At 42.3% G+C, this 26,628-nt stretch carries 27 protein-coding genes; 16 read left to right on the top strand and 11 right to left on the bottom strand.

Going from position 1 to position 26,628, the window contains the following annotated elements; all coding sequences use genetic code 11:
* Positions 1 to 5: 5 nt before the first annotated feature.
* The 5 genes from E7413_07090 to E7413_07070 form a co-directional block, all read right to left on the bottom strand.
* Entirely contained in the window at positions 6 to 1,178 is a 1,173-nt protein-coding gene (locus E7413_07090; protein ID MBE7019621.1) for a serine/threonine-protein phosphatase, read from the bottom strand.
* Positions 1,171 to 2,850 carry a histidine kinase gene (locus E7413_07085; GenBank protein MBE7019620.1) on the bottom strand — a complete coding sequence of 560 codons (1,680 nt, stop codon included), beginning with the start codon at positions 2,848 to 2,850 and terminating at the stop codon, positions 1,171 to 1,173. The genes E7413_07090 and E7413_07085 overlap by 8 nt, the downstream gene beginning before the upstream one ends.
* Positions 2,851 to 2,884: 34 nt before the next feature.
* On the bottom strand, positions 2,885 to 3,124 hold the full coding sequence (locus E7413_07080; GenBank protein ID MBE7019619.1) for a (2Fe-2S) ferredoxin domain-containing protein: 240 nt from the start codon (positions 3,122 to 3,124) through the stop codon (positions 2,885 to 2,887).
* A gap of 144 nt (positions 3,125 to 3,268) precedes the next feature.
* Entirely contained in the window at positions 3,269 to 3,628 is a 360-nt protein-coding gene (locus E7413_07075) for a YolD-like family protein (protein ID MBE7019618.1), read from the bottom strand.
* Positions 3,629 to 3,688: 60 nt separating this feature from the next.
* Positions 3,689 to 5,173, bottom strand: coding sequence for a DNA methylase (locus E7413_07070; GenBank protein MBE7019617.1), 1,485 nt, complete (start codon positions 5,171 to 5,173; stop codon positions 3,689 to 3,691).
* 192 nt (positions 5,174 to 5,365) lie between these two features.
* Between E7413_07070 and E7413_07065 the strand changes: the two genes are divergently transcribed.
* The 11 genes from E7413_07065 to E7413_07015 all read left to right on the top strand — a co-directional run bounded on the left by E7413_07065 (position 5,366) and on the right by E7413_07015 (position 14,462).
* Positions 5,366 to 5,755, top strand: a complete 390-nt coding sequence (locus E7413_07065; protein MBE7019616.1) for a hypothetical protein — start codon at positions 5,366 to 5,368, stop codon at positions 5,753 to 5,755.
* A gap of 14 nt (positions 5,756 to 5,769) precedes the next feature.
* The gene (locus E7413_07060) at positions 5,770 to 6,687 is read left to right on the top strand and encodes a F0F1 ATP synthase subunit A (GenBank protein MBE7019615.1); all 918 of its coding nucleotides are present in this window, start codon (positions 5,770 to 5,772) and stop codon (positions 6,685 to 6,687) included.
* Between the two features lie 49 nt (positions 6,688 to 6,736).
* On the top strand, positions 6,737 to 7,030 hold the full coding sequence (gene atpE / locus E7413_07055; protein ID MBE7019614.1) for an ATP synthase F0 subunit C: 294 nt from the start codon (positions 6,737 to 6,739) through the stop codon (positions 7,028 to 7,030).
* A gap of 30 nt (positions 7,031 to 7,060) precedes the next feature.
* Complete coding sequence (gene atpF, locus E7413_07050; protein ID MBE7019613.1) at positions 7,061 to 7,576, top strand: F0F1 ATP synthase subunit B; 516 nt, start codon at positions 7,061 to 7,063, stop codon at positions 7,574 to 7,576.
* Entirely contained in the window at positions 7,560 to 8,090 is a 531-nt protein-coding gene (gene atpH / locus E7413_07045; GenBank protein ID MBE7019612.1) for an ATP synthase F1 subunit delta, read from the top strand. Before atpF ends, atpH begins: the two co-directional genes overlap by 17 nt.
* A complete protein-coding gene (locus E7413_07040) occupies positions 8,084 to 9,577 on the top strand; it encodes a F0F1 ATP synthase subunit alpha (GenBank protein ID MBE7019611.1) in 1,494 nt (497 codons plus the stop codon). Before atpH ends, E7413_07040 begins: the two co-directional genes overlap by 7 nt.
* Positions 9,578 to 9,580: 3 nt before the next feature.
* On the top strand, positions 9,581 to 10,384 hold the full coding sequence (gene atpG / locus E7413_07035; GenBank protein MBE7019610.1) for an ATP synthase F1 subunit gamma: 804 nt from the start codon (positions 9,581 to 9,583) through the stop codon (positions 10,382 to 10,384).
* Positions 10,385 to 10,476: 92 nt separating this feature from the next.
* Positions 10,477 to 11,841, top strand: a complete 1,365-nt coding sequence (gene atpD, locus E7413_07030) for a F0F1 ATP synthase subunit beta (protein ID MBE7019609.1) — start codon at positions 10,477 to 10,479, stop codon at positions 11,839 to 11,841.
* Positions 11,841 to 12,101 carry a hypothetical protein gene (locus E7413_07025; protein MBE7019608.1) on the top strand — a complete coding sequence of 87 codons (261 nt, stop codon included), beginning with the start codon at positions 11,841 to 11,843 and terminating at the stop codon, positions 12,099 to 12,101. Before atpD ends, E7413_07025 begins: the two co-directional genes overlap by 1 nt.
* Positions 12,102 to 12,213: 112 nt before the next feature.
* Entirely contained in the window at positions 12,214 to 13,032 is an 819-nt protein-coding gene (locus E7413_07020; GenBank protein ID MBE7019607.1) for a histidinol-phosphatase HisJ family protein, read from the top strand.
* Between the two features lie 23 nt (positions 13,033 to 13,055).
* Positions 13,056 to 14,462, top strand: a complete 1,407-nt coding sequence (locus E7413_07015; protein MBE7019606.1) for a M20 family metallopeptidase — start codon at positions 13,056 to 13,058, stop codon at positions 14,460 to 14,462.
* Positions 14,463 to 14,522: 60 nt separating this feature from the next.
* On the opposite strand, the gene E7413_07010 is transcribed toward E7413_07015, so the two are convergent.
* Complete coding sequence (locus E7413_07010; protein ID MBE7019605.1) at positions 14,523 to 15,386, bottom strand: helix-turn-helix domain-containing protein; 864 nt, start codon at positions 15,384 to 15,386, stop codon at positions 14,523 to 14,525.
* 166 nt (positions 15,387 to 15,552) lie between these two features.
* Here E7413_07010 and E7413_07005 point away from each other — a divergent pair, with 166 nt between their 5' ends.
* The 5 genes from E7413_07005 to E7413_06985 are packed head-to-tail and all read left to right on the top strand — an operon-like array spanning position 15,553 to position 22,006.
* The gene (locus E7413_07005; GenBank protein ID MBE7019604.1) at positions 15,553 to 16,695 is read left to right on the top strand and encodes a Gfo/Idh/MocA family oxidoreductase; all 1,143 of its coding nucleotides are present in this window, start codon (positions 15,553 to 15,555) and stop codon (positions 16,693 to 16,695) included.
* The gene (locus E7413_07000; protein ID MBE7019603.1) at positions 16,692 to 17,732 is read left to right on the top strand and encodes a DUF4432 family protein; all 1,041 of its coding nucleotides are present in this window, start codon (positions 16,692 to 16,694) and stop codon (positions 17,730 to 17,732) included. The genes E7413_07005 and E7413_07000 overlap by 4 nt, the downstream gene beginning before the upstream one ends.
* A 1-nt stretch (position 17,733) precedes the next feature.
* A complete protein-coding gene (locus E7413_06995; protein MBE7019602.1) occupies positions 17,734 to 19,515 on the top strand; it encodes a transketolase in 1,782 nt (593 codons plus the stop codon).
* A gap of 16 nt (positions 19,516 to 19,531) precedes the next feature.
* Positions 19,532 to 20,953 (top strand): hypothetical protein, encoded by a 1,422-nt coding sequence (locus E7413_06990; GenBank protein ID MBE7019601.1) that lies wholly within the window; start codon positions 19,532 to 19,534, stop codon positions 20,951 to 20,953.
* 24 nt (positions 20,954 to 20,977) lie between these two features.
* Entirely contained in the window at positions 20,978 to 22,006 is a 1,029-nt protein-coding gene (locus E7413_06985; GenBank protein MBE7019600.1) for a hypothetical protein, read from the top strand.
* Between the two features lie 297 nt (positions 22,007 to 22,303).
* Here the strand turns inward: E7413_06985 and E7413_06980 are convergent, their stop codons facing one another.
* The 5 genes from E7413_06980 to E7413_06960 form a co-directional block, all read right to left on the bottom strand.
* The gene (locus tag E7413_06980; GenBank protein MBE7019599.1) at positions 22,304 to 23,239 is read right to left on the bottom strand and encodes an AEC family transporter; all 936 of its coding nucleotides are present in this window, start codon (positions 23,237 to 23,239) and stop codon (positions 22,304 to 22,306) included.
* A 12-nt stretch (positions 23,240 to 23,251) separates the two neighbouring features.
* A complete protein-coding gene (locus E7413_06975) occupies positions 23,252 to 23,524 on the bottom strand; it encodes a hypothetical protein (protein ID MBE7019598.1) in 273 nt (90 codons plus the stop codon).
* 228 nt (positions 23,525 to 23,752) lie between these two features.
* Positions 23,753 to 25,018: an S-layer homology domain-containing protein gene (locus tag E7413_06970; protein ID MBE7019597.1), complete on the bottom strand. Its 1,266-nt coding sequence runs from the start codon at positions 25,016 to 25,018 to the stop codon at positions 23,753 to 23,755.
* A 280-nt stretch (positions 25,019 to 25,298) separates the two neighbouring features.
* Complete coding sequence (locus tag E7413_06965) at positions 25,299 to 25,865, bottom strand: YgjV family protein (GenBank protein MBE7019596.1); 567 nt, start codon at positions 25,863 to 25,865, stop codon at positions 25,299 to 25,301.
* Positions 25,866 to 26,004: 139 nt separating this feature from the next.
* The gene (locus tag E7413_06960; protein ID MBE7019595.1) at positions 26,005 to 26,610 is read right to left on the bottom strand and encodes a cob(I)yrinic acid a,c-diamide adenosyltransferase; all 606 of its coding nucleotides are present in this window, start codon (positions 26,608 to 26,610) and stop codon (positions 26,005 to 26,007) included.
* Positions 26,611 to 26,628: the final 18 nt, after the last annotated feature.

Genomic DNA, 26,628 nt, shown 5'->3' with positions numbered 1-26,628 from the left:
TCTCCTTAAAAATAGCTTACTTTAATCCGTTTCCCCATCTGTTTGAGACAGTTGGACAATTCTTCCACCAAATTCATTTTGATACTGAAATTGATAGGTAAATCGGGGTTCTGATGAGCAGGATTGATAGCGCGTCCCACATAAAAATTGATGTCGGTTGCTTCTTCAAACAAAAGCTGACAAATCAAAGACGCTCCGTCTCTTCTGAAATTCCAATGACTATACTGTTCGTTATCGCCCAGATAGTCTTTTGCATACTCCAACACTCTATTAACGGTAATCACCCCTTCGGTGACCAGGTCAACGCCCTCAATAGAGGCAATGGGCGGAATATCTGTTTTCTCATAGCTTAAAGTGGGAACCACGGGTTTGCCCAGGTAGTTTGCCGCGATGGAGGAGGTGGTGCCCCCACAAACGATATGTTTTCCTTCTTTGGAGAAAAACAACGACATCATACGGTCACAATCATCACGGTTCGAGGGAGGTCCGAACAAAAGATTCATCGGTTCTCTTTTTCTGATTTTCACCACACAGGCAGTGGCATCGTCACCGGGTTTCTGCCCGTAGAGTCTGTCGCATTCATCCACCAGAAGCGTGGATAAATTTTTAGCGGTTAACCCTGTAACTGACATAGTTTCCATAAAATCAATGATGTCTTCACGTTTCCAACCGAAATTGTATGCGGTGCCAATTCCTGCGTGGGGGCATCCGTCACTCATTGCAATGAAAATATCGCCCTCCTGCAAACGGATAGTGGATTTGTAGATTTTCTTACCGTCAATATTCATTTCAGTTTTGGGATAATCGAAATTTTTGTTGTCTCGCAGCACAATCACCTGGGGATTGTCATACTGGATGATTTCAGCAGTTTCGTGATTGATAATATGAATAATGGTGAAGGTGGAGTAAGCCACTCCCCTCACCGAACAAACCGGCAGAGTTGCCGCAATGGTAGACACACATTCTTCCACAGGGAGTCCTGCTGCCATCATGGTGGAAATAATTTTGGAAGTCAGGGTGGATAAAATACTTGCTTTCACACCGCTTCCCAAACCGTCTGCCAGCACAATCACCGTGGAATGTTCTCCCTGCTCCACCACTTCCACATGGTCACCGCAAAGCTGTTCTCCCACGTGTTTGATGCTTTTGTAGCCGATATCCGCACATAAATTATTCATCCTGAATCGACTCCTTTAGCTTTGCCAAAGCAATTTTGGTTTCTGCGGCAGTTTCACCCAGTAAGGATGCAATTTCCTGCACGATTCTCATCTGCTTATCCACCACTTTGTCTGCCACTTCCACCGTTTGTTTGCTGATATTTTCCTTCTTTTCCCGTTCCTTTTGTTCGTCGGTGATATCTCTCATAATGCCGATGAGCATGCGGGAATCACGGTCATAAACTACTGATTCTTCCACATAACGGTCATATTCTGCTAAATATACTTTTTTATTTTTGATATTTTTCCCCGTTTCCTGCACCTGCATAAAATCAGACGGGTCCATAATTCTTACCACGTGTTCTCCCAACACATCGGTGCTGAAACGGATGTTCATCATCTTTCTTGCAGATTCGTTGATTTGCTGAACTTCCAGTTCTTCGTTTAACACAATCAGTCCGTTGGGAGTATTTTTAACAATGGTGTCGGAAAAACTTTCTGCTTTCTCCTTTAAAAACGGCAGACACATGGATATTTCCGCTTTTCCCTGACAAACAGCAATTGCCTTTTCACGGCAGGTATTGTATCCGCAGGAACCGCAGTTCAACTCATCGGAGGGCTTATGTTTTCCCATCTGACGAAGAGTGTTCATAATTTCATCTTCCGTGGGAGGTTGCAGGTTATGTTCAATATAAGTAAACTGTTTTTTCAAAGAAAGATACTCGGGTTGCTCCACATTGAAATCCTGTTCTCCTGCATAATCGGAAACAGTGATATAATCCTTAATGGGAGCACTGCGGTGATATTTTTCCATAACGGGACCGCCGATACAGCTTCCGCTGCAGGCAGACATTTCGATAAAACATTTATGAATTTTTCCGCTTTCGATATCCCGAAGAGCATCTATGCAGTTTTCTACACCGTCTAATGCCAGATATGTATAGCCCAAAATAGAGGGTTCCATTGTTTTTAAGATGCCGCCGGTTGTGGGGAAAAATCTTGCACGACTTTCCCGGTTGGAATCTCTTTGTTGTTGTAGTTCAATGCCTTGGCTCTTTAACAAATTGGTCAACTCTTCAAAAGTAAGCACCGCATCCACAATGCCCTCATAATGTTCTGCCTCATCTTTTTTTGCAACACAGGGACCGATAAACACGGTTTTGGCACCCGGATATCGTTTTTTGATATCCAAACAGTGTGCCTGCATAGGAGAAACCACGTCTGCCAAATATTGCAATTCTTTGGGAAAATATTTTTGAATCAATAAATTTACAGAGTGACAACAGGAAGAAATGATAATATCACGGTTTTCTTCCCTTAGCATTCTTTCGTATTCTTTTTTCACGATGGTGGCACCGATAGCAGTTTCTTCCACATCAAAAAAACCAAGCTGTTTCAATGCTTCCCGCATCGCTTCAATGCCAACACCGTCATAGTTGGCAACAAAAGACGGAGCCAGACTCACAAGCACAGGGTCCTGACTTCGCAGCAGCACTTTTACCTTTTCGGTTTCGTCCACAATCTGTTTGGCATTTTGAGGACACACCACAAAACACTGCCCGCACAGGATACACTCGTTTCCGATAATATGTGCCTGATTTCCCGAGAAACGAATCGCCTTTACGGGACAATGACGAATACATTTATAGCAGTTTTTACAGTTTGATTTTTTTAAGGTTAAACAGTTTGGCATTTTGAACACACCCTTTCACTGATTGTAAAAATCCTTATAGCTTTTTTAGCACCTGCGTTTTGATAAATTCCGAAACAGTTTCGGGAGTAACGGAATAAAATTCATCATCCACGGTGACGCAAACACCTTCCTGACATTTTCCCATACAAAAGGTGCCACCTAATTCAATTTTATCTTCCAACTGATTGGCACTGATACATTCCTGCAAAGCCTCCACCACAAGGCGGGACCCTTTAATATGACAGGAGCTTCCGATACACACTGTAATTTTCATGGCAAAATATCCTTTCCGATTTTCATCGTTGTTTTATTCTTTATATTATACAATATAATTTTTAAACAGTCAATTCCCTTGTGTTGATTTTTCAAAAAATATGCAACAAAAAAGCGTTGACTTTTTTGTGAAAATCAACGCTTTTTAATCTGAAATTTCCAACGATAAAATATCAGGAATGAAAACTTCGGTGCCGTCAGACAGTAACAATTTTTGCTCGGTGATGCGAATTTTTACCAGAGTACCTTGCGTGGTAATATATGCCCCACCCTGTTTTTTGGTATCAGGCACAAAATGGGTCACCGAAACTTTAGGACACTCATCAAGATGTTCCAATAAATACTGAAGCGTACGGTTCAGTTCTTCTTGTTCAAATTCACTTAATTGAACTTTTCCGTCAGTCAAACGAGCGGTTTCTGCAATTGCCTCATCGTGCCCTGTTAATGCGGCAAAGGGGGCAAACTGAGCTCCCCGAAGCACTGCATCGGGAAAATCTTTTTCAATTTCGGGATTCGGATAAGGAGTATTTAAAAGTTCTCGATACAAAAATTCCAAAAAAATCACCTACGCTTTGTGGCCGCCAATCTGACGGTTTCTGTCCATGGTTGTGGCACCTTCCTGCAGGTTGGTGCCTTTTAATACGGCGTTTTTGCCGAAGCGGTTGCGAAGTTTCACAGTGGTTTCCTGAAGGCTTCGCTCCTTTTTTAATTGTGCTTCTCGCTTCTGCTTTTCGGAAAAATCGGTAAACAAATTCAGTTGCTCATAGGTTGGTTCTTTTTTGTATTCTTGTTCCAACACCAAGTGATTTACCGTAATTGTGACACGGCGGACAGTTAAGTTCGGATCTCCAATCCGCTCAAATAAGCTTAAAATCCCTTCCAGCATCAGCGTAGTGGACGAAGTCATTTCCGATAAATTCACCGTTCCGTGAGCAGATTTTGGTGTTTTTCTGCCGTAACGGTCAGTTTCCACATTGCCACGATAATTTTTGGTGACGTTTTCGGTATCGTAACCAAGGGTTAAAGTCATCTGGTCGGTGAGCAACCGTTTTTCCACTAAGTCTAATGCCATCAGTTCGGTCATTTCCCGCACAATCAGTTTCGTTTTCTCATAATCATATGGAACAGACAATACCTGCCCTGAACTTAAGCTTCTGTTTTCGGGAATATACGCCTTGGCTTCTGCGATAGTGCAAGGTTCATATCCCCAGGCGTGATCAATTAACAGTTTGGCGTTGATACCGAAGAGTTTCTTTAAAATCTGTCTACCGTAGGGTGATACAGAGGCTTTTGCAATGTCACCCATAGTGTACATCTGTTTTCCTGCCAGTCGTTTGGCAGAACCTTCCCCCACTCTCCAGAAATCGGTTAACGGCTGATGATTCCACAGTTCTTTGCGGTAGATTTGTTCATCCAAAAATGCAATTCGCACACCGTCTTTGTCGGCAGGCATTTTTTTGGCTTTTATGTCCATGGCAATTTTAGCAAGATATAAATTGGTGCCGATTCCTGCCGTAGCAGTAATGCCCGTGGTTACCAAAACATCACGGATAATGGTCAGGGCAAGTTCTCTTGCCGTTTTTTTGTAATAAGATAAATATGCAGTTAAATCAATAAAAACTTCATCAATGGAATACACTAAGATATCATCGGGGGAAACATATTTTAAATACACATCGTAAATACGGGTACTGTATTCCATGTAATGTGCCATACGGGGCGGTGCCACTAAATAAGTCAGCTTGAGAGAGGAATCCTTTTCCAGAAAATCAGACTGATGGGATTCTCCCGAAAAGGTGCGATTGGGTGCCCGACGCAAACGTTCTGCATTTACCTCGGAAACCCGTTTCACCACTTCAAACAGACGGGAACGCCCTGAAAGACCATACTGTTTCAACGAGGGTGTCACCGCAAGACAAATGGTTTTTTCGGTACGGGAACTGTCTGCAACCACCAGGTTGGTTTTCATGGGATCCAATCCCCGTTCGATACATTCCACGGAGGCATAGAAGGATTTTAAATCAATACAAAGATATGTTTTTCCTTGCATATTTTCCATCTTGATACCCCCTTTCTTCCGATTTATTTTATCATATTTTTTCCGACTTTTCAACAACTAAGACAAAATTGACAAAAATTTAAGTATTTTTTGTGTTTTTTCTTGCATTTTTCCTAAAAATAGGATAAAATGAATTTATAGACTTTTTCTCCGATTGTTCCGGAGAACCTAAGAGGTGTCGTGATGAAAAAAATAGATGCAACCGTCCTTCGTGAAACCCGCTATATTGCCGTGGTAACCTTTGTTTTGAGTGTTTTAATGGAATCCGTGTTTCTGATTCTTGGAAAATGGGATATTTCCGTGTTACTTGGCAATATCTGGGGAGCACTCGGTGCAGTCTGCAATTTCCTTTTAATGGGAATCACCGTTCAGAATGCTCTTACCAAAGAAGAAAAAGACGCCAAAACCTTAGTGAAATTTTCGCAGACGGCAAGAATGTTTTTCCTGTTGGCATTTGCCCTGGTGGGACATTTCGTACCCCTGTTTCGTTTAATTGCAGTAGTGATTCCCTTCTTGTTCCCGAGAATTGCGGTGTCACTGCGTCCTCTCATTATCAGAGAAATCAAAGACTAAAGAGGTGATATTCTTTGACCAAAACAAGCCGTCGTTTTAAGCTGGTGGATACCTTTTATATCGTGATGATGATTCTGCCTCTTTTGGTAGGGATGGGCATTCAAGTGTTAACAAAGCCTCAAAGTGACGGAATTTCCCTATCAGGCGCCAGAATCTTCTTCACCATTCCGATGCCCATTCAGAATTTCCCTGTGACCGAATCACAAATTAACTCATTGCTGGTGACCGTAACCATTTTCTTTTTCTGCTTATATATGGTGCACGGAATCAGTGAACGAGCCAAATTGAAACGTCAACTCATCGCAGAATGGATTGTGGAAAAAGTGGACCATCTGGTCCGCGAAAATATGGGCGAAGTGTTTATGGGATACGCCCCCTTTATCATCGCAATGCTGGCACTGTCTGCCTTATCCAGTTTAAGCTCTTTGATTGGCCTGTTCCCTCCCACATCGGATATCAATGTGGTGGGCGGTTGGGCAATTCTGGTATTTATTTTAATCACTTATTACAAGTTAAAATGCGGTCCTCTTTATTACTTAAAGAGTTTTACCGAACCTGTGGCACTGCTTGCCCCCATCAACTTCTTAAGCGAATTTGCCACACCTATTTCCATGAGTTTCCGTCATTACGGAAACATTTTATCAGGAACAGTTATTTCCACCTTACTGGCAGTAGCGCTGTCCGGACTTTCCGCTTTGGTATTTGGATGGTTACCGGGACTGTTTGGTGAGTTACCCTGGTTCCGTCTGGGAATTCCTGCAATTTTATCCATCTATTTTGATGTGTTCTCAGGATGTCTGCAAGCCTTTATCTTTGCAATGCTTACCATGATGAATGTGGCAGGTGCTTATCCTCAAGAAGAACACGAAGCAAGAAAACAGAAAAAACTATTAAAAAAACAAAGAAAAAACGAAAACAAACAAGTAGCATAAAAAAATTAAGAAGCTTAAAAATTCAATTTCTATAAACGGAGGTACTTTTATGGAACTCGCAATTGGTTTAATTTTAGGTGCATGTGCATTAGGTGCAGGTCTGGCAATGATTGCCGGCATCGGTCCCGGTATCGGGGAAGGTAACGCCGTGGCAAAAGCCTGCGAAGCAATCGGACGTCAGCCCGAATCTAAAGGTAGCGTTACCACCACGATGCTGATGGGTTGTGCCATTGCAGAAACCACCGGTCTTTACGCATTAGTTATTGCGATTATCTTAATCTTTGTTGCGCCCAATATTCTGGTGGATATCTTAGTAAACACCATGTCTCAGTTACCCAAATAAACCTAAAAAAACAGATAGGGAGCATGTAAGATGCAATCATTACCAATTATCTCGATTAATCTTTGGGAAATGCTGTTTGCTCTTTTAAATCTTCTGATTCTTTATCTATTAGTGAAAAAATTTCTGTATAAACCGGTAAAGAAAATGTTGGCTCAACGTCAGCAAACTATTGACGATGAGTACAAGGAAGCTGAAGATGCCAAGAAAAAAGCACTTTCCGACAAGCAAACATACGAAGAAAAGCTATCAGAAGCCCAATCTCAGGCGGATAGCTTGATTCAGTCTGCCGTGCAAACTGCCCAAACGAGAGAACAGCAGATTTTGGCGGAAGCCAAAGAAAAAGCTGACGACATCCGCCGTCAGGCAGAAGCAGATGCAAAACTGGAACTTAGAAAAGCAGAACAAACCGTCAAGGAAGAAATTGTCAGCGTGGGTACAATGCTTGCAGGCAAAGTGCTGGAACGTGAAATGAACGCAGAAGACCACAAAAAGCTGATTGATTCCTTGATTGATGAAATAGGTGGCGAACATGAAGGACACAAGTAAAGCTTACGCGGAAGCCTTGTTTGCCATCGCCATGGAAAAAAACAAGGTACAAGAGTACGCCCAACAGTTGGAAACAATCGAAGAGGTGCTAAAGGAAACTCCTCAGTATCCTATGTATCTTACCACTCCTGCCCTGCCCTTGTCCGAACGACTTCTGGCTATTGATGAAGCCTTTGGTAAGGAATTGTCGGAGGATGTGGTATCCTTGTTAAAGCTGTTATGTGAAAATAATTATATCACAAAACTTTCAGAAATCATCAAAGAGTTTTTCAAGCTGGAAATGGCAGTTTCCAACACCATTACCGTAACCATAACATCCAAAATCCCCTTAGCAGAGGAGCAAAAAGAAAAACTCATCAAAAAACTGGAAGATAAGTACCGAAAGCACATCTGCCCCATCTATCAGATTGACGAAACTCTCATTGGCGGATTCACCATCACCGCAGAGGATCAGATGATTGACGGCAGTGTGCAAAAACGCCTGCAAAGGATGAAGGAAGTGATGAAATTATGACGAATCCGAAAGATATCAGTCAGATTATCAAAACACAAATTGAAAACTATAAATCCCGTGTGCAAATGGAAGAAACGGGGAAAGTTATTTTAGTGGGTGACGGAATTGCTCAGGTTTACGGATTAAAAAACTGTATGGCAAATGAGCTGTTGGAATTTGAAGACGGAAGCTTCGGTATGGCACAAAACTTGGAAGAAGAAACTGTGTCCGTTGCCATTTTATCCAACAAAAACAATATCCGTGAGGGTGCCAATGTGTCCCGTACCGGAAAAGTTTTATCCGTGCCGGTTGGTAAAAACTTATTGGGTCGTGTGGTAAATGCCTTGGGAGAACCCATTGACGGAAAAGGCCCCATCCAATATGATGATACCCGTCCCATTGAATCGGAAGCACCCGGCATTATTGAACGTGAAAGCGTAAATGTGCCGTTACAAACAGGAATTAAGGCAATTGACAGTATGATTCCCATTGGTCGCGGTCAGCGTGAGTTAATCATCGGCGACCGTCAGACCGGGAAAACCGAAATTGCCATTGATACCATTATCAATCAGAAAAACACAGGGGTTCTGTGTATCTATGTTGCCATTGGTCAGAAGAGTACCTCTGTGGCAAAATTAGCAAGTGAACTGCAACGAAACGGTGCTATGGAATACACCATTATTGTTTCTGCAACTGCTGCAGAAAGCGCACCCCTTCAGTATATTGCCCCCTACAGCGGTTGTGCAATGGCAGAACATTTCAGAGAACAAGGCAAAGATGTTTTAATTATTTATGATGATTTAAGCAAACACGCGGTGGCATACCGTGCTCTTTCTTTGCTCATCCGCCGTCCTCCCGGACGTGAAGCATATCCGGGGGATGTATTCTATCTGCATTCCAGACTGTTGGAACGTGCGGCGTGTGTGGCAAAAGAATACGGTGGCGGTTCCATCACTGCCCTGCCCATTATTGAAACTCAGGCAGGCGACGTGTCCGCCTACATTCCCACCAACGTGATTTCCATTACCGACGGACAGATTTTCTTAGAAACCGAGTTGTTCCATTCGGGCATTATGCCTGCAATCAACCCCGGTATTTCCGTAAGCCGTGTGGGCGGTTCCGCTCAGCTTAAGGGGATGAAAAAAGTGTCCGGGGAATTAAAACTGCTCTACTCACAGTATAGAGAACTCCAGTCCTTCGCACAATTCGGAAGTGACTTAGATGCCGATACCAAAGCGCGTTTGGCATTGGGTGAGAGAATTGTAGAAGTGTTAAAACAAGGCAGAAATGCTCCTGTTCGTGTTGGCTGTCAGGTTGCCATTGTGTATGCGGTAATCAAAGGATTTTTGGATGCCGTTGCAGTTTCTGATGTAAAAAAATATGAACAGAATCTGTTTGCGAAATTAGAAAACGAATACCAAAGCTGGTTAGCTAAAATCGAAAACGGAGAGTACGACGAAACCTTAGAACACGAATTGCAACAAATTCTTGCGAAAGTGCAGGTGTAATCTATGGCAGATAACACAAAAGAGTTACGAATCCGAATCAAAAGCGTTACCTCTACCCTGCAGTTGACCAAAGCTATGGGGTTGGTGGCTTCCTCCAAAATCCGACGTGCCAACGAAGGAATGTTAAAAGCAAGAGAATACACCGCCTCTTTGGAAAAAGCCATCGCTTCTTTAACCGCTTCCACCGAATGCTTAAAGAGTCCCTTTATGCGAAACGATGGCGGTGAAAGAACCCGTCTTATTGTGATTGCGGGTGACAGAGGATTGGCAGGTGGTTATAATGCCAATGTGTTTAAACTGGCATCTCAATATCCCGATGCCGAAATCATCCCCCTGGGGAAACGGGCTTGTGAACGCTACGGCAAAGAAGTAAAATCCTCGGAAAAATATTATTTTGCCGATGCTTATCCCTTGGCAGAAAGCTTATGCCGTGATTTTTCGGACGGAAAGTTTGACCGTTTGGGCATTTTATACACCGAATATATTTCGGTAATGGCAAACGAAGCAAAAATCAAGTGGATTCTCCCCTTCAAAAAAGGTGAAGCCGTGGACAGCTCCATGATTTTTGAGCCCGACTCGTTAACGGTGCTAAACCAGGTGGCAAAAGAATATGTGGCAGGACTTTTAATTTCTGCCTTACGGGAAAGCTTTGCCTCGGAAGTGGCAGCACGACGAATGGCGATGGACAGTGCAGGCAAGAACGCAAAACAAATGATTGAAGATTTAAAACTGGAATACAACCGTGCAAGACAGGGTGCCATCACCCAGGAAATCACGGAAATTGTTGCCGGAAGCGGCAATGAATAAAGAGGTGATTTTTTTTGGAAAAGGAAAACAAAAATACCAAAGATACCAAAAAAACCAAAGAAACTAAAAATATTGGAAAAGTACTGCAGGTTATGGGACCTGTAGTGGATATCCGTTTTAAAGAGGGCGAGCTTCCCGAAATTTATAACGCGCTCCAGATTCCCATGCAAAACCGCACCTTAACTGTTGAGATTGCTCAGCATATCGGCGGAAACACCGCAAGATGTATTGCTATGGCATCCACCGACGGTTTACAGCGTGGCGTGGACGTAATCGATACGGGGGCCCCCATCAGCGTGCCTGTTGGGAAAGAAACCTTAGGACGGATATTTAACGTGTTAGGTGATGCGGTAGATAATCTACCTCAAGCACAAACCGAAGAACGCTGGAATATCCATCGCCCTTCCCCAAAATATGAAGAGTTGGCAACTTCTGATGAAATGTTTGAAACAGGGATTAAGGTTATTGACCTGATTTGCCCTTATTCTAAGGGTGGTAAAATCGGGTTGTTCGGCGGTGCAGGTGTTGGAAAAACCGTTCTCATTATGGAGCTGATTAACAACATCGCCAAAGAACACGGCGGGATCTCCGTTTTCTCAGGGGTTGGAGAACGTACCCGTGAAGGAAACGACTTGTATAACGAAATGAAGCAGTCCGGAGTTATTTCCAACACGGCTTTGGTGTACGGTCAGATGAACGAGCCCCCAGGAGCACGTATGAGAGTTGCGCTCTCCGGTCTTACCATGGCGGAATATTTCCGCGATAAAGAAGGTCAGGATGTTTTATTATTTATTGATAATATTTTCCGTTTCACTCAGGCAGGTAGTGAAGTGTCCGCTCTGTTAGGACGTATGCCTTCTGCGGTTGGTTATCAGCCCACATTAGCAACCGAAATGGGTGCCCTACAGGAGAGAATCACATCCACCAAAAAAGGCTCTATCACTTCCATTCAGGCAGTTTATGTGCCTGCAGATGACTTGACGGACCCTGCTCCCGCAACCACCTTTGCTCACTTGGATGCAACCACCGTTTTGGCAAGAAACATTGCGTCTCAGGGGATTTATCCTGCGGTTGACCCACTAGAATCCACCAGCCGTATTTTATCGGCAGAAACCGTGGGCGAAGAACATTACAAAGTGGCGAAAGAAGTGCAAAGAATTCTGCAAAGATATAACGAACTGATGGACATTATCGCCATTATGGGGATGGATGAATTATCCGACGAGGATAAACTGTTGGTAGGTCGTGCCAGAAAAATTCAGCGTTTCTTGTCCCAGCCCTTTGATGTATCTGAAAAGTTTACCGGTATCAAAGGAACCTATGTTCCTGTAAAAGAAACAGTACGAGGATTTAAAGAAATCATCGAAGGTAAACACGATGACTTGCCCGAGTCTGCATTTTTATTTGTGGGTACCATTGATGAAGCCATCGAAAAAGCGAAGAAGGTGCAGAAATAATGAATACCTTTCATCTGATTGTTTCCTCTCCCGACGGCAATTTATTTGAGGGAGATGTGCTAAGATTAAGCGTTCGAGGTACCGAGGGAGAGCTTGCCATTATGGCAGGACACGTCCCCTTTGTGACCTCTTTGGTGGAAGCGCCTGTTGTGATTTATTTAGAAGATGACACCAAAAAAAAGGCAACCGCAAAAGGTGGACTTTTAACGGTTGGAAAGGATCTTGTCACCTTGATTTCAGGCTCTTTCCAATTTGAATAGTATTTTTCATTTTAAAAGAACCTTTCCTCTCGGAAAGGTTCTTTTTTTCGTTGACAGTTTTTTAAAAATATGTTATAATAAAAAAAGATTTTTTTGAAAGTGAGCTTTCGTTATGGACTATAATTATCATACACATACTAAATACTGTCATCACGCAACCGGTGAAATGGAAGAATATGTGAAACGCTCCATCGAAAACGGCATTCGCCATCTTGGATTTTCGGAGCATCTCCCTTTCCGTTTTCCCGATGGAAAAGAAGCAAGTTTTTACCGCATTTATTTGGCAGATGTGCCCACCTATCTTAAGGAAGCAAACCGTCTGAGGGAAGTATATCAAAATCAGATTGATATTAAAATCGGCTACGAAATGGAATACTATCCCCTATATTTCAAAGAAATGCTGAAATCTGCATTGGATAACAATGCCGAATATTTAATTTTAGGGCAACACTATCTGCAAAACGAATATCCCAATGGTTATCCCTCCGGTGCCAAAACCACCAACGATGACGATATTCTTGAATATGTGGATTGTGTGTTAAAAGGAATGGAAACGGGAATTTTCAGCTATGTGGCGCATCCTGACCTGTTGGACTACATTGGTGATAATGACGCGCTCTACGAACAGGAAATGAGAAAAATCTGTGTTGCATCCAAAGAATATAACATCCCCTTAGAAATCAATTTTAACGGTGCAAGAGATTTGTGTGTGTATCCCGGAGACCGTTTTTTTGCCATAGCGGGAGAAGTTGGATGCCCTGTTACCTTTGGTATGGACGCGCATACCGCAATGGATGCCTATGACGAAAAAAATCTGATGATGGCAAAAGAAATGGTCAAACGCCATAACTTAAATTATATCGGAAAACCAAAACTTGTGTTGTTGCAGGAGCAAAAAGATGAAATCATGAAAAAGTTTTCTCTTGCATAGCATATAAAAAAGGAGTAATTTGAATGCTGCAAAAACAAATTCACGATTATATTTGGTCTCACAGAGACGAAATGATTGCCCAGTTGTCAAAACTGGTGGCATTCCCCTCGGTACAACAGAATGTGAGCAAAGAGTATCCCTTTGGCAAAGAATGTGCCGAAGTGTTGGATTATGTAAAAGAATTATATGAACAAAACGGTTTTCAAACCGAAACCTACCACAAAGACGGTTATCTGCTTTCCTATTTAGGCGAGGGAGAAAAAAGTCTTGGTCTGTTTGCCCACGCCGACGTGGTGGCTGCAGGTGACGACTGGGTGCTTGGTTCCCCATTTTCTGCCACCGAAAAAGACGGATTTTTAATCGGACGTGGCGTGTCTGACGATAAATGTGCCGTGGTATCATCTCTCTATATTATGAAAATGATACGGGATTTGAACCTGCCCATCAAAAGTAAAATCGTGTCTTTCACTGGGATTTCGGAAGAAACCGGAATGCAGGATATTGAAAACTATGCAAAAACGCATAAAGCACCCGATTTTTCGTTAATTTGCGATTCAGAATTTCCCTTATACCGTGGCAACAAAGGAATGTTTCAGGCAACTGCAACCTCCAGAATTCCTATGGATGACGTGACCTGTTTTCACGGCGGTGTTTCCTTTAATATTATTTTGGGAAAAGCAACCCTGAAACTTAAAAATAAAGACGGTTTATACGACATCTTAAAAGCAAAAGAAACCGATTCGGTGAAAGTATCTTTGGAAGACGGTGAAATCAAACTCTATGCAGAAGGCTTATCCACTCACGGCGCATTCCCCGAAGGCTCTGTAAATGCAGGATTTTTAATCACTGATTTCTTATCCGATTGCACCCTATTAAGTGAAAATGACCAAAAACAGCTTTCCTTTGTGAAAGAACTGTTAGGATGCTCCTATGGTGAAGGGTTGAAGATTGAAAATACCGACCCCGATTTTGGAAAATTAACCTGCACAAATGGTATTGTCCGTCTGGAAAATGGTTGTATTTCCCTGGTGTTTGATATTCGCTATGGTGCTACCACCGACCCTGATGCTCTGCAGAAGAAATTAACCGAAAAATTCGGCGAAAAAGAATGGGATGTGACTTTCTCTCACGTAATGGCTACCCACGTATTACCCGAAGATTTACCCACCGTTCAGGCGTGTCTGGATGTTTATAAATCCTACACAGGCGACAGTGAAGCAAAATCTTTGGTGAATGCAGGCGGAACCTACGGACGTCACCTGCCCTGTGCAGTGGAAATCGGCACCATGGTGCGAAAAGAAATCCCCTTCGATTTGCCGAAAGGTCACGGAAATCTGCATCAGCCTGACGAACTCTTATCCATTGAAGGCTTCTTAGAAGCCACCGAAATGGCAATGCTGATGTTACTAAAATGTGATAAACTGATATAAGAAAACAATATCATTCAAAACAAAAAGCGGCTGACAAGCTTGTCAGCCGCTTTTTTATGATCAACTTTTCAGATGGTCCTTTTCTGCCATCATGGATTTTTTATATTTTAACGGGGTCACATCAAATTTCTTTTTAAAAATAGTAATAAAATGCGAATAATCGTCAAAACCGCTTTCAAAACAAGCTTCTGTTACAGATGCATTCTGCCTGAGTAACAAACAAGCATTCTGCAGTTTTTTATCTTCCAGATAGCGTTTTGGCGTCATGGATAAATATTGCTTAAAATGTCGTTCCAAAGTAGAGATACTGATGAAAAATTTTTCCGAAATTTCGTTGACACTATGGATAGATGCAAAATTTTTATTAATGTAATCCAAAATGTTTTTCAAGCTCTTCGGAAGAGAAACATTGGTATTGGAAACTTTGTATTTTTCCATTCCTTCTTCAATGTAGGAGAGGATTTTAAAGAAAACAGCCATCTGAGAAATACTGTTTTCAGGACTATTTTGGGTCAAATTTTCACAATGGGTTATAAATTTTTCTTTCTTTTCTTCCGATAGACGGATATGATTGCGGTGACCTGACTTTTTCTCAGTTAAGAATTTAAAAAGTTCAGGGTTTTCATTGACAGAAAACATCAGCCAGAAATGAAGATGGTCACTGTCATCGTGATACACACAATGATGATATTCATAGGGCTTGGTAATGATGATATCTCCTGATTTTACGGAGTAAATATTCTTTTCTATCACGAAGGAAACATTCCCGGTAAGATTGACATAAATTTCGCAGTATTCGTGAATATGGGGAGCAGTTTTACGGTCTGCATTGGATGCTGTCACGTTCATTTTGGAAACATTTACAAAAAAAGGATTTAAAGATTTCATCATAAAATTGTTGTTCATACCGTCATCTCCCTTCATTTTCTTTCTTTTTGACGATTATATCATATTTTTTGCCTAATAGTCAAGCAAAACATTAAAAAAAATATGATATGATATTATGTGGAAGATGTTGTTGAAAAAATTTGCTATCTATGATACAATATATGTGTAATAATATATTTACTGATAGAAAGGATCTAACATTATGAGCAAAACAAGTAAAAAAATCAGATTCGGCATTATCGGTTGCGGATTGATGGGCAAAGAGTTTGCCTCTGCAGCAGCAAGATGGTGCCACTTGACAGAAGATGTGCCTGCACCTGAAATTGTGGGCGTATGCGACTTCAGCGATGCGGCAATCAAATGGTTTACCGACAATTTTGATTCTATCAAATATGTGACCTCCGACTATAAAGAACTTTTAAACAAAGAAGATATTGATGCCATTTACTGTGCCCTGCCTCATAACCTGCACGGACAGGTATACTCTGACATCATCAGAGCAGGAAAGCACTTTTTAGGTGAAAAACCCTTCGGCATTGATAAAGCTGCCAACGAAGAAATTTTAAAAGCTTTAGAAGAAAATCCCGGTGTTATTGTAAGATGTGCCAGCGAATTCCCCTTCTTCCCCGCTTGTCAGGAATTAATCCGTTGGGTAAAGGAAGGCAAATTCGGTAAAATCATTGAAGTACACGCAGGCTTTAACCACAGCAGTGATATGGATTTAACCAAACCCATCAACTGGAAACGTACCATTGAAATCAATGGTGAATACGGATGTATGGGGGACTTGGGTATTCACACCCAGCACGTTCCCTTCCGCATGGGCTGGATACCCAAAAGCGTGTATGCGGTGCTTTCTAACATCTGCACCGAACGTCCCGACGGAAAAGGCGGCATGGCTCCCTGTAAAACCTGGGATAATGCAACTTTGGTTTGTGAAGCAGAAGATAAAAACGGAGACGTTTTCCCCATGTTCTTAGAAACCAAACGTATGTCTCCCGGATCTACCGATGAATGGTTTATCGAAGTGTACGGTCTGGAAGCTTCCGGTAAATTTAACAGCAATGACCCCAACGCTTTCTGCTATACCAACGCAGTTGGCAAAGAACAGGCTTGGTGCCGTCTGAACGTAGGTTACAAACCTCAGTTCCCCACCATCACCGGTAGTATTTTTGAATTTGGTTTCACCGATTCTATCCTGCAAATGTGGTGCTCCTTTATGAAGGAAGTTTCCGGAGAAAAAGTGGAATTCGGTTGCTTCACTCCTGAAGAAACCAGACTTTCTCATAAACTGCTCACTGCAGCATTAGAATCTCACAAAGAGAAAAAGGTTGTAACATTATGAAATACTGGAATTACAAAAATTTAGATTTAAATAAAATCGGAGATATGTCTCAGGTGGCAGGTCTTCGTCGTTATGAATTCAAAGAAGGCAAAGCAAAAGGCGTGGAAGCCGTGGAAATTCATACCGGCTCCGGGTTGGAACTGACCGTTTTACCCGGTCGCGGAATGGATATTGCATGGATTTCCTACCGCGGCATTCCCGTAAGCTATATGTCCAAAACAGGAGTTGTTTCTCCAGCTTACTATGAAAGCAACGGGATGAACTGGTTACATAACTTTTTTGCAGGTGGATTAACCACTTGCGGTCTGTTAAACGTGGGAGGCCCCGAAGAAGTGGATCATCCAGTCATCGGCAAACGCTCCTACGGGTTACACGGCAGAATTTCCAATGCTGCGGCAGAACAGGTTTCTCTGTTTGAAGATTATGAAAACGGAGAATACAAAATGAAAGTGTCCGGCGTGGTGAAAGAAGGAATTCTTCACGGAGAATCCTTAACCCTTCGCCGTGAAATTGAAACTGCATTCGGCAAAAGCGAATTCACCATTCGTGACACTGTGACCAACCGTGGTGCCAAAGAGCAGGATATGATGCTTTTATATCACATCAACTTAGGCTATCCTTTGCTGGATGAAGGTGCCAGAGTGGAATGTGATGCCAAAGAAATTATTGGTCAGAGCGAAGAAGCAATCAACGAACTTTCCGATGCATTCAACATGACCAATCCTATCCAGGATATTGCAGAACGTTGTTATTCTGTGGACTTAAATCCCGATAAAGACGGAAAAGTCAACGTAAAATTAGTTAACGATAAGTTAGGTCTTGGCGTTATGCTTTCTTACAAAAAAGAACAACTTCCTTTCCTAAACGAATGGAAAATGTTAAACACCAAAGAGTATGTAGTTGGGTTGGAACCCTGCACCGCATTACCCCAGGGCACCCAGAAAGCAAAAGAAACCGGAAGCATCATTACTCTTGCACCCGGTGAAAGCCGTGTGTTTGAAATCACCTATCAGATTTTAGATCAAGGAGAGAACTAAGATGCTTGAAATACTTTCCAGAAAATGTCGTAAAGAAATTTTAGAAATGATTATGGGAGCAGGCAGCGGTCATATTGGCGGCGCCATGTCTTCTATTGATATCTACTTAGCGGTATTAAACGAAATGACAGATAATGACCGTCTGGTTGTGAGCCACGGTCACACTTCAGCGGCACTCTATGCTGCACTTGGTAACTTCGGTTACTTTGATATCAACGAAGCCACTGCAAATTTCCGAAGAAAAGCACCTTACGAAGGGCATCCGTCCCTTGCCGTAAACGGTGTGGAATGGTGTAGCGGAAGTTTGGGACAGGGACTTTCGGTTGGTGCCGGATTTGCCCTTGCAAAGAAACTTCAGAAGGAAACAGGCAGAGTATTTGTTGTAATGGGTGATGGTGAACAGCAAAAAGGTCAGCTTCAGGAAGCAAGAGAATTTGCCTTAAAACAAGGTCTTACCAATCTGGTTGCTATTGTTGACGATAACAACCAACAGGCTTGCGGAACCGTTGATGCCACCACCGACCAGAAACTGTCAGACAAATACAAAATGTCCGGCTGGGATGCGGTAACGGTTGACGGTCATAATTTTGACGAATTGGCAAAAGCACTTCAGACCGATACCCAAAAACCGCTTTGCATTTTAGCAAAAACGGTGATGGGAAAAGGCATTCCTGAAATTGAAGATGACTGGCATTATCACGGCACCGTTATCAGCAAAGATCTTGCCGAAACTGCCATAGCAAGATTCTCGGTTACCGAAGAAGAATTAATCAAATTAAAAGAGATTAAAAAACCAAGTACCAAACAATATGAGATTCCTGTGATTCCCGTATCGGGCGGCAGAACTTACGAAGGCACTTCCGATATCCGTTCGGCTTTAGGGAATGCATTGGCTGATATTGCCAAAGAAAATCCCGATGTTCCCATGGCGGCATTTGACTGTGATTTAGAAGGTTCCGTCAAATTAACCGATTTTAAAAAGCTTCGTCCCGAGGCATTTATTGAATGCGGAATTGCAGAACATAATGCGGCAACCGCTTCTGCAGCAGTTGCAAAATCGGGTATGATTTCCGTTCACGCGGATTTTGCCATGTTTAACATTGCAGAAACCTACAGTCAGAACCGTATGGCGGACATCAATAAAGCACCCTACAAGCTGTTTTCCACTCACGCAGGGTTGGATGTTGGGGAAGACGGAAAAACCCATCAGGCGATTGATTATATCAGTTTACTGGGCAATCTGCATTATTTTCAGGTAATCGTTCCTGCAGATGCCAATGAAGCAGACGGTGCAGTGCGGTATGCCATGAGCGTGCCCTATCCCGTAGCGGTCATTGGCGGACGTTCCAAATTACCTGTTTTAACAGATGCTAACGGAAACAACCTGACATTTACTTATGGCAAAGGTCAGTGGCTCCGTAAAGGTGGACAGGCTACCGTGATTACTTACGGTAACATGGTGCATAGAGCCATTCAGGCAGCTGATGAACTAAAAGCAGAAGGAATAGAAGTGAGTGTGTTAAACTGTTCCACTCCTTGCGATTTAGATACGAATGCTATTTTAGAAGCAGCAAAAACAGGACTTGTGATTACCTACGAAGACCACAATGTGAAAACCGGTATCAGCGGAGAAGTGGCAAGAATCCTTTGCGGCACTTGTTGCAACTTAAAAACTTTGGGCGTTCACAAATACGGTTCTTCCACCGCCCCTGATAATCTCTACAAAGAGCAGGGACTTGATGTGGAAAGCTTAAAAAACACTGTAAAAACAAATTTGAAATAAAAAGGAGATTAAAACTATGCAAACTGTAAAAATCGGCTTTGTACCGTCTACCTGGGAATCCTGGGACGGTAACCAGTACACCGGCAAATTAGCAGGCAAAATGCGTGCTCGTTGTCTGGACGTATTCAAAAACATTCCCGGACTTGAAATCGTAGTACCTTCCGAAGAATTAACCGAAGACGGCTGCGTTGGCACTGTGGAAGAAGGTTTAAAAACTGCAGAATTATTCTTAAAAGAAAACGTGCAGGGTATTATCATCGGCAATATGAACTTCGGTTTGGAAATCGCAGTGAGTGCGTTAATGTCCAAAATGAGAAGAGATATGCCCGTTCTTCATTTTGCAACCAAGAGCGGTCCTTACTCCGAATTTGGTAACCGTGCAACCGATACCTGGTGCGGTCAGTTTATGACCTGCTCCGCATTAAAACGTCGCGGTTTCACTTTTGAACATATCATCACCTGCAATCCTGAAGATGCAATCTTCTCTGAAAAAGTGGAAAGCTTTACCAGAGCTTGTAATGCTATCCAGAACTTTGTTGGTGCAAGAATCCTGCAGGTTGGCGTAAGACCCACCAAATTTGAATCCCAGTTCTACAGCGAAGAAGATTTAATGAACAAATTTGCTCAGACCGTATGCCCCGTTGATTTAGCAACCGCATACGAATATATGGATTCCTTAGCAATGGATGATCCCGAAGTGTTAAGAGTGGCAAAAGAAATCCGTGACGGTGCAGACATTCTCTCCGACGAAATTCCCAATGCAATTATCAATCAGGCAAGATTTGAATTAACCCTGATTCACTTAGCAGAAGAAAATCAGTGTAAAGTAATCGCTTCCAGCTGTTGGGAAACCCTGCAGCATAAATACAACATCGCAGCTTGCTCCACTTTCTCCAGATTAAACTCTCAGGGTTACTCTGTTGGTTGTGAAGTAGATACTATGGGTGCAATCACCATGCACATCTTAAACGGCTGTGCATTAGGTCAGACTCCTGCAGACTTTATTGACTGGACCGACTTACATCCCACCGAACCCAACGTATGGTTGGCTTGGCATTGCGGTAACGCTGCTTGTGAACTGTGTGCAGCAAATAGCCAGAAACATCTGATGATGAACGAAAGACTAGGTCTGTGGAGCCCCACTTGTCACGGTTCTATGGAATTTAGAATGAAAGATGGTCCTGTTACCTGTGCTCGTATGGTTGAATACGGCGGTAAATTCTCCATCTTCTACGGCACCGGCGAAGCAGTGGACATCGGTCCTATGACTCGTGGTGCATATGCTTGGATCAAAGTAAATGACGTAGCAGACTGGGAACAGAAAATGATCGACGTTGGTGTAATCCATCATGGTGTATTGATTCACGATCCCAAAGTTGCTGATGCTTTGGCAATGTTCTGTAAATTCCTGGGCATTGAAGCTGTAAGAGGCGCGTAATTGGTAAAAAGAGGAGCGTAAAAAATGAGAAAGATTGTTTTAGAAGCACCTTACAAAATGAGCTTGGTGGAAGCCGAAAAGCCCACTCCTGCTCCGGGGGAAGTGTGCCTGAAAGTAAAAAGAATCGGTATTTGCGGTTCTGACCCCACTATTTACAGAGGTTTACATCCTTATGTTTCTTATCCGCTGGTTCCCGGTCACGAAATTTCCGGTGTGGTTGACAGTGTTGGGGAAGGCGTATCCGAAAGCCGTATCGGCGAACGTGTTACCGTAATTCCTCACTTGGTATGTAAAGAATGCGATATGTGCGAAAAGAAGATTTACAACTTCTGTGAATCTCTTCGTTGCACCGGTGCAGAAGCAGACGGCGCAATGTGTGACTATTTCTGCATTCCTTCCGAAATGGCAATCGCAATTCCCGATGAGATGAATATGGATGATGCTGCCCTGGTAGAACCTGCTTGCGTGGCATACCACGGTGCAAAACGTGCAAATCCCACCTCCGACGATGTTGTTTTAATCGTAGGTGCAGGTCCCATCGGCGTATTCTGTATGCAGAGCTGCTTTGCATTAGGTGCAAAAAAAGTATATATTGCAGATATGGATGCAGAACGTTTGGAAATCGCAACCTCTCTGGGTGCAACCGGCGTGATTGACTGCTCCAAAGAAAGCTTGGAGGAAGGTTTAGCTCGTTTAGGCGCGGAAAAAATCACCGTTTATTACGACTGTGTAGGCGAAAAAGGTATCGTTATGAACAATATCTTAAAAATCGCACACAGAGGTTCCAGAATCGTTATTATCGGGGTTCTGCAGAACGAATACATTGTTCCGCTTTTACCCGACTTTGTTCAGCATGAACTTTCCCTGTTTGGAACTACCATGTATGTTCCTACCGACTATCTGGAAATGATTGATTTAATGAGCAAAGGCAAAGTAACCACCAAGGGTATGATTTCTCACCGTTTCAAACTGGAAGATATCCCGATGGTGCTGGATATGATTGATAAGCGCAAAGAAAAAACTTTCAAAGTGGTTATCGATGTGAACGACTAATCGGCTGAAAACATCAAAAACACAAAAAATCCCTCACAGGAATCTGTGAGGGATTTTTATTGTGAATACAACAAGGTTCCGGGGCACCCGACCGCAATCTTTGATTGCGTCATCGGGTCGGGTTCTTATTATCTTCTCTTAGAATTGGGGAGGCTGGTTTCTTTTAGATGCAGATACGATAAAGGTATCATCTTTCACAATCTGAGGAACTTTACTGAGACAAAAACGGCTTGCACCTACAGGTAACATAGAACATACAGGTACTCTGTCATCAACGCCACCGGAAGCTTTTATTCGTTATGCAACCATCTGGGCAAGTGCCACAATCACAGGCATTGTTATCATAGAGAACAGCGTGGATAAGGACACCAGCTGAACGGATAAAATGGTATCTGCTTCGAATTTTTCGGAGAACATGGTTGTCATTGCAGCTACAGGAGCACTGATGGCAATTACCATAGACGTCATGATTGCCCCTCTCACACCGCATAAGTACAAAATCCCCAATGTCAGAAGCGGGAAGAAAATCAAGCGAATGCCCATACAAAGGTAATTTCCTTTGTCTTTTAGGGCAACCAACAAATTACTTTCTGCCAGATAATACCCCACTACAATCATGGGAAGGGGCGTGTTCAGGTTGGAAATATGTCCCAAGGTGGTTGTAATCACGTTAGGCAATTTTACAGAGGAAACAAACAAAATCATCCCTATCACAACACCAATAACACCGGGGGTGACCAGGATTTTCTTCACGGTGATTTTCGAGCGATCTCCTGTCATCAGGAAAACGCCCCAACTCCACGAAAAAATATAAAACATTACTAAATATGCTGCTCCGAAAAACACGCCATCAACTCCCAAAAGAGCTTCCTGCAAAGGGATTGCCATAAAGCCTGCATTGGAAAACATTGCACCGAACTGCAGCACTCTTCTTCGTTGCTCGTCTCTATCCCGAATCAAAAGAGCGCACAAGAGTATCATCACGATATGGGATACTGCCGCAATCAGCAATGCCAACAGTAACATTGTTAACATTCGAGGATTAAATTCTCTTAGAAAGGATTTAACAATCACACAAGGTGCCACCACAATAACTACCAAATCTGAAATTCGTTTGTTGGCTTCTTTGGTTAAAAGCTTCGCTTTGTTACACAAATAACCGACTAAAATCAGTAAGAAAAGAACCAATACCTGGGCCCCTACTGTGAGAAAATTCGATAAAAAACCGTTCATCTTGCCCTCCTGCTATTTCACATCGTAGGAAACTTTAACACGATAGGTTTCCCCTGCTTTGATAAGATTCCTGGCATTGACCGGAGAATCATAAGGTACGCTGCAGGATTCTGTTGCCACGTTATACATTTCCTTGATTTTTCCGTTATTCATCCTGATGCCTAAGTAAGGCATAGCTTTACTATTATAAGACAACATCACGTTTTTGTCAAGAACAGAATTAAAATATCCGCACTGATTGAAAATTTTGGTGCAACATAAAATAAAATTGATAGGCGTTATCATCCTTGGCATTTTTGTAGAAAGTAAGTATTTTTTCAGAACGCTTTTATGGTGCACCTCCTATTTGTAAAAAAATTTAGTTTTATGTTACCATTTCATCGCGTCATTTCTAAAAAATATAAGTTATTTTATGCAGATAATATGTTGATTTCGTCAAATGATAACCGAATACAGAAAAAACTGCGTAGGCAAATGCTACGCAGTTTTTCGATTCGTATTACAATATCTAATTTAGTTGTAAATTCTGTAAAGGAAGGTTACAACGGCACTTCTGGGGCACTGTTCCTCAGGAGAAACAATGATTCCGGTTCCTTCCAGGAGGCCTGCACCGGTTGCCCAGGTTTTCGCTTCTTCATACCAACCGTTTGCACCGATTCCCATTGCTCTGTATAAGAACGTGATAATATGTGCACTGGAACAGGTTGCATTAGGAGAAAATTCGGTTTCGCTGGTTCCTGTGGTAATACCTTTTTCTACCGCCCACAAAACGGGATCATAGAAATAATCGCCGGGATTAACATCGCTGAACGGATTGTTGGTATTGGTAGGCGCAGGCTGTCCTGCGGCTCTCCATAAGAAAGTTACCACCTGACCTCTGGTACAGTTATCCTTCGGTCCGAACGTGGTGGTGCTGGTACCGGAGGTAACGCCATTGGTGTACGCCCATGCAATTGCTTCTTTGATATGTTCTTCGTCGGGAAGATCGGTAAACGGCAATTCTACTGCAGTTTTATAAAAAGCGTTATGTTCTGCCTGAGTGGTACCGTCGTCGGTTCTTGCGGCAATAATCTTTTTGGCAGCACTGGTAAGTCCCGCTCTTTGATCATAAAAGATTGCAGACGGGGTTGCACCACTGGTTACATAAAAACGGTTACTGTCTTCAAATTTGCTGACGGTGATATTCACCTGATTGCCTGCTCCATGGCTCTTTACCCAGTACACAATATTCAGTCTGCCGTATTGGTCTAAAGTCTGAGCATTGATGGTTTCAGTATTGGTATTGTTATAATAAAGCTCTAAGGTTAACGGTCTTGCGGGAGTAAAACCGTTATCTGCACTTGCTCCTTCAAAATATGCGAACGGAAGCCATTTATAATCATTGCTCTTTAACCTGTCATTGAAATAGGTATCCCAACCTGCAGACCGTCCACCTTCAGTAAATCCGCTACCGTAGGGCTCAATATCTGCAAAGAGGTACTTCATCATTTCCATACCGTCATCATAATCATCCACCATACGTGCAACGGCCCATACGTAATAAGCTGCCACGCTTCTGGGATCCTGCACATCCACAACCTGTTTTAATTCTTCCAGATTCCAGGGAGCAGGATTCGCTAAAGTAAAAATCTGGTCTTTTTTCCATTCTGCCTTCAACTCTGTGGCATCCAACATCGGAATGTCGGTATCAACTTTTACACTGCCTGCAAAAACAGCACAGGATAGTGACAATAACATCACAATACATAAAACGCTTGCAAGGATTCTTTTCATAATCATCTTCTCCTTTGATTCATTTTTGTCAGCAAACTGTTTGGAAAATTCCGATGTAAGATCTCGCCATCATCTTCACCAAACTTTCTTTGACAAGTTCATTATATCGAATCAATCTAAAAAAATCCCCACACTTTCTGAAAAATTTAGTGTGGGAAACCAGATTTTCTTAAAAAAAAGTGTGGGATTTGGTGTGGGGATCCCAAAAAATATCAAAAAATACATATTTTACGGCAAAATGAAAAAAACTCTCACGGAAAATCCGCAGGAGTTTTTTGTGAAATACTTATTGTTTCGTTGTTTGTGCCGTTTTTTTGCCGTAGCTATACAATGCAATGGCATACATAGTAAATGCAACTGCCTGACCGATTGCAGCAGAATTTTTGCAGATGCAATGATAAGTAAACCAGGAAAGCGTGTTGAACAGATACAGCACACGGGTCTTCTGTTCATCATGTTGGAATGATGCCAGCATAAAAAATACTGCACCTAAAATTGGAAAAATATCAATCCAATCTTGAAAACCTACAAATCCGAGTGCCACAAAAACCACAAAGAAAATCACTTTTTCAACAATAGGTGCCTGAGTTCCTTTTCGCACATGCCAAAGTGAAAAACTCAACACAATCAAAGCAACGCTGTTGATGATAATACCCGAAAGGTTCACGGGACTATCCGGAACTGCGATACTAAGCAGAATCAGGTTAATTACTAAAAACGAAACAGATACCATAGAATTTACAAGCATCTGCCATCTGTATTTAAAATACGGTCCGATAATGCAACAAGTACTCTGCAACAATCCGAATGCCTGCGCAATCACATAAACCCAGTTAATCTGAGACCAATTCATGTTTGGTTCCCCCTATAAATATTTCCATAAAAATTCTTCTATGATAAACTAACCGAGTAATTTTATCACATTTCATAACCAAATGTCAACATTCATTCAGGACACATTCAGAGTCTTGATGGCATTCTCTGCACCATTTTTAATATTCAATCCCTTTTCTGGGCAGGGCTCCGATTTCATAAGGATGTTTCCGGGAACAAATCTCAGAAATGTAATCACAACATTCTGCAATTTTCGGCAAGAGACGATGACCTGTTAAAACAAGTTCTGTAGTGTTGCTCCATTGCTGTATTTTTTCCAAAAAAGTATTCTCTGCAATGTAACCGAAATCAACAACATCTAAAATTTCATCTAACACAATCATATCAAACTGTGAAGAAAACATATCTATTTCTTCGCAGAAAAACCGAGTGTACGCCTGAGAAAAGTCCATGCTTTTCTTGGGATTCTGATTATCAAAAAGATGATAAGAAACAGCGGGTATTTTCACTTTTACACCAGGAATTGTTTTTAAAATTGCAAGTTCAGAAGAGGTTCCATCTTTTAAAAAAGAAACAAACAGCACTCGTTTTTGACAGCCCAGATAACGGATGGATGCTCCCACGGAAGCGGTCGTCTTTCCTTTCCCGTTGCCGAAATAACACTGAATCATATTAAATTCTCCTCTTTTGTTTTCCGTAAAAATCGGCAACTCCCCAAAAAGAATTTGCCGCAGGCTGAATAGCTTTGCAAAACAGCCATACATTGATCAAATCAAAAACTG

The organism is Oscillospiraceae bacterium, assembly GCA_015068645.1.
Classification (GTDB): Bacteria; Bacillota; Clostridia; order UMGS1840; family UMGS1840; genus SIG452.
This window is presented reverse-complemented; position numbering and strand designations above follow the sequence as displayed.

Coding starts and splice junctions, on each gene's coding strand:
- E7413_07005 (MBE7019604.1), top strand. CDS start 15,553: ATGAGCAAAACAAGTAAAAAAATCAGATTCGGCATTATCGGTTGCGGA.
- E7413_07080 (MBE7019619.1), bottom strand. CDS start 3,124: ATGAAAATTACAGTGTGTATCGGAAGCTCCTGTCATATTAAAGGGTCC.
- E7413_07015 (MBE7019606.1), top strand. CDS start 13,056: ATGCTGCAAAAACAAATTCACGATTATATTTGGTCTCACAGAGACGAA.
- E7413_07020 (MBE7019607.1), top strand. CDS start 12,214: ATGGACTATAATTATCATACACATACTAAATACTGTCATCACGCAACC.
- atpG (MBE7019610.1), top strand. CDS start 9,581: ATGGCAGATAACACAAAAGAGTTACGAATCCGAATCAAAAGCGTTACC.
- E7413_07085 (MBE7019620.1), bottom strand. CDS start 2,850: ATGCCAAACTGTTTAACCTTAAAAAAATCAAACTGTAAAAACTGCTAT.
- atpH (MBE7019612.1), top strand. CDS start 7,560: ATGAAGGACACAAGTAAAGCTTACGCGGAAGCCTTGTTTGCCATCGCC.
- E7413_07090 (MBE7019621.1), bottom strand. CDS start 1,178: ATGAATAATTTATGTGCGGATATCGGCTACAAAAGCATCAAACACGTG.
- E7413_07010 (MBE7019605.1), bottom strand. CDS start 15,386: ATGAAGGGAGATGACGGTATGAACAACAATTTTATGATGAAATCTTTA.
- atpE (MBE7019614.1), top strand. CDS start 6,737: ATGGAACTCGCAATTGGTTTAATTTTAGGTGCATGTGCATTAGGTGCA.
- E7413_07065 (MBE7019616.1), top strand. CDS start 5,366: ATGAAAAAAATAGATGCAACCGTCCTTCGTGAAACCCGCTATATTGCC.
- E7413_06965 (MBE7019596.1), bottom strand. CDS start 25,865: ATGAATTGGTCTCAGATTAACTGGGTTTATGTGATTGCGCAGGCATTC.
- E7413_07000 (MBE7019603.1), top strand. CDS start 16,692: ATGAAATACTGGAATTACAAAAATTTAGATTTAAATAAAATCGGAGAT.
- E7413_06970 (MBE7019597.1), bottom strand. CDS start 25,018: ATGATTATGAAAAGAATCCTTGCAAGCGTTTTATGTATTGTGATGTTA.
- E7413_06960 (MBE7019595.1), bottom strand. CDS start 26,610: ATGTATGGCTGTTTTGCAAAGCTATTCAGCCTGCGGCAAATTCTTTTT.
- atpF (MBE7019613.1), top strand. CDS start 7,061: ATGCAATCATTACCAATTATCTCGATTAATCTTTGGGAAATGCTGTTT.
- atpD (MBE7019609.1), top strand. CDS start 10,477: ATGGGACCTGTAGTGGATATCCGTTTTAAAGAGGGCGAGCTTCCCGAA.
- E7413_07025 (MBE7019608.1), top strand. CDS start 11,841: ATGAATACCTTTCATCTGATTGTTTCCTCTCCCGACGGCAATTTATTT.
- E7413_06985 (MBE7019600.1), top strand. CDS start 20,978: ATGAGAAAGATTGTTTTAGAAGCACCTTACAAAATGAGCTTGGTGGAA.
- E7413_06995 (MBE7019602.1), top strand. CDS start 17,734: ATGCTTGAAATACTTTCCAGAAAATGTCGTAAAGAAATTTTAGAAATG.
- E7413_06975 (MBE7019598.1), bottom strand. CDS start 23,524: ATGATAACGCCTATCAATTTTATTTTATGTTGCACCAAAATTTTCAAT.
- E7413_06990 (MBE7019601.1), top strand. CDS start 19,532: ATGCAAACTGTAAAAATCGGCTTTGTACCGTCTACCTGGGAATCCTGG.
- E7413_07070 (MBE7019617.1), bottom strand. CDS start 5,173: ATGCAAGGAAAAACATATCTTTGTATTGATTTAAAATCCTTCTATGCC.
- E7413_06980 (MBE7019599.1), bottom strand. CDS start 23,239: ATGAACGGTTTTTTATCGAATTTTCTCACAGTAGGGGCCCAGGTATTG.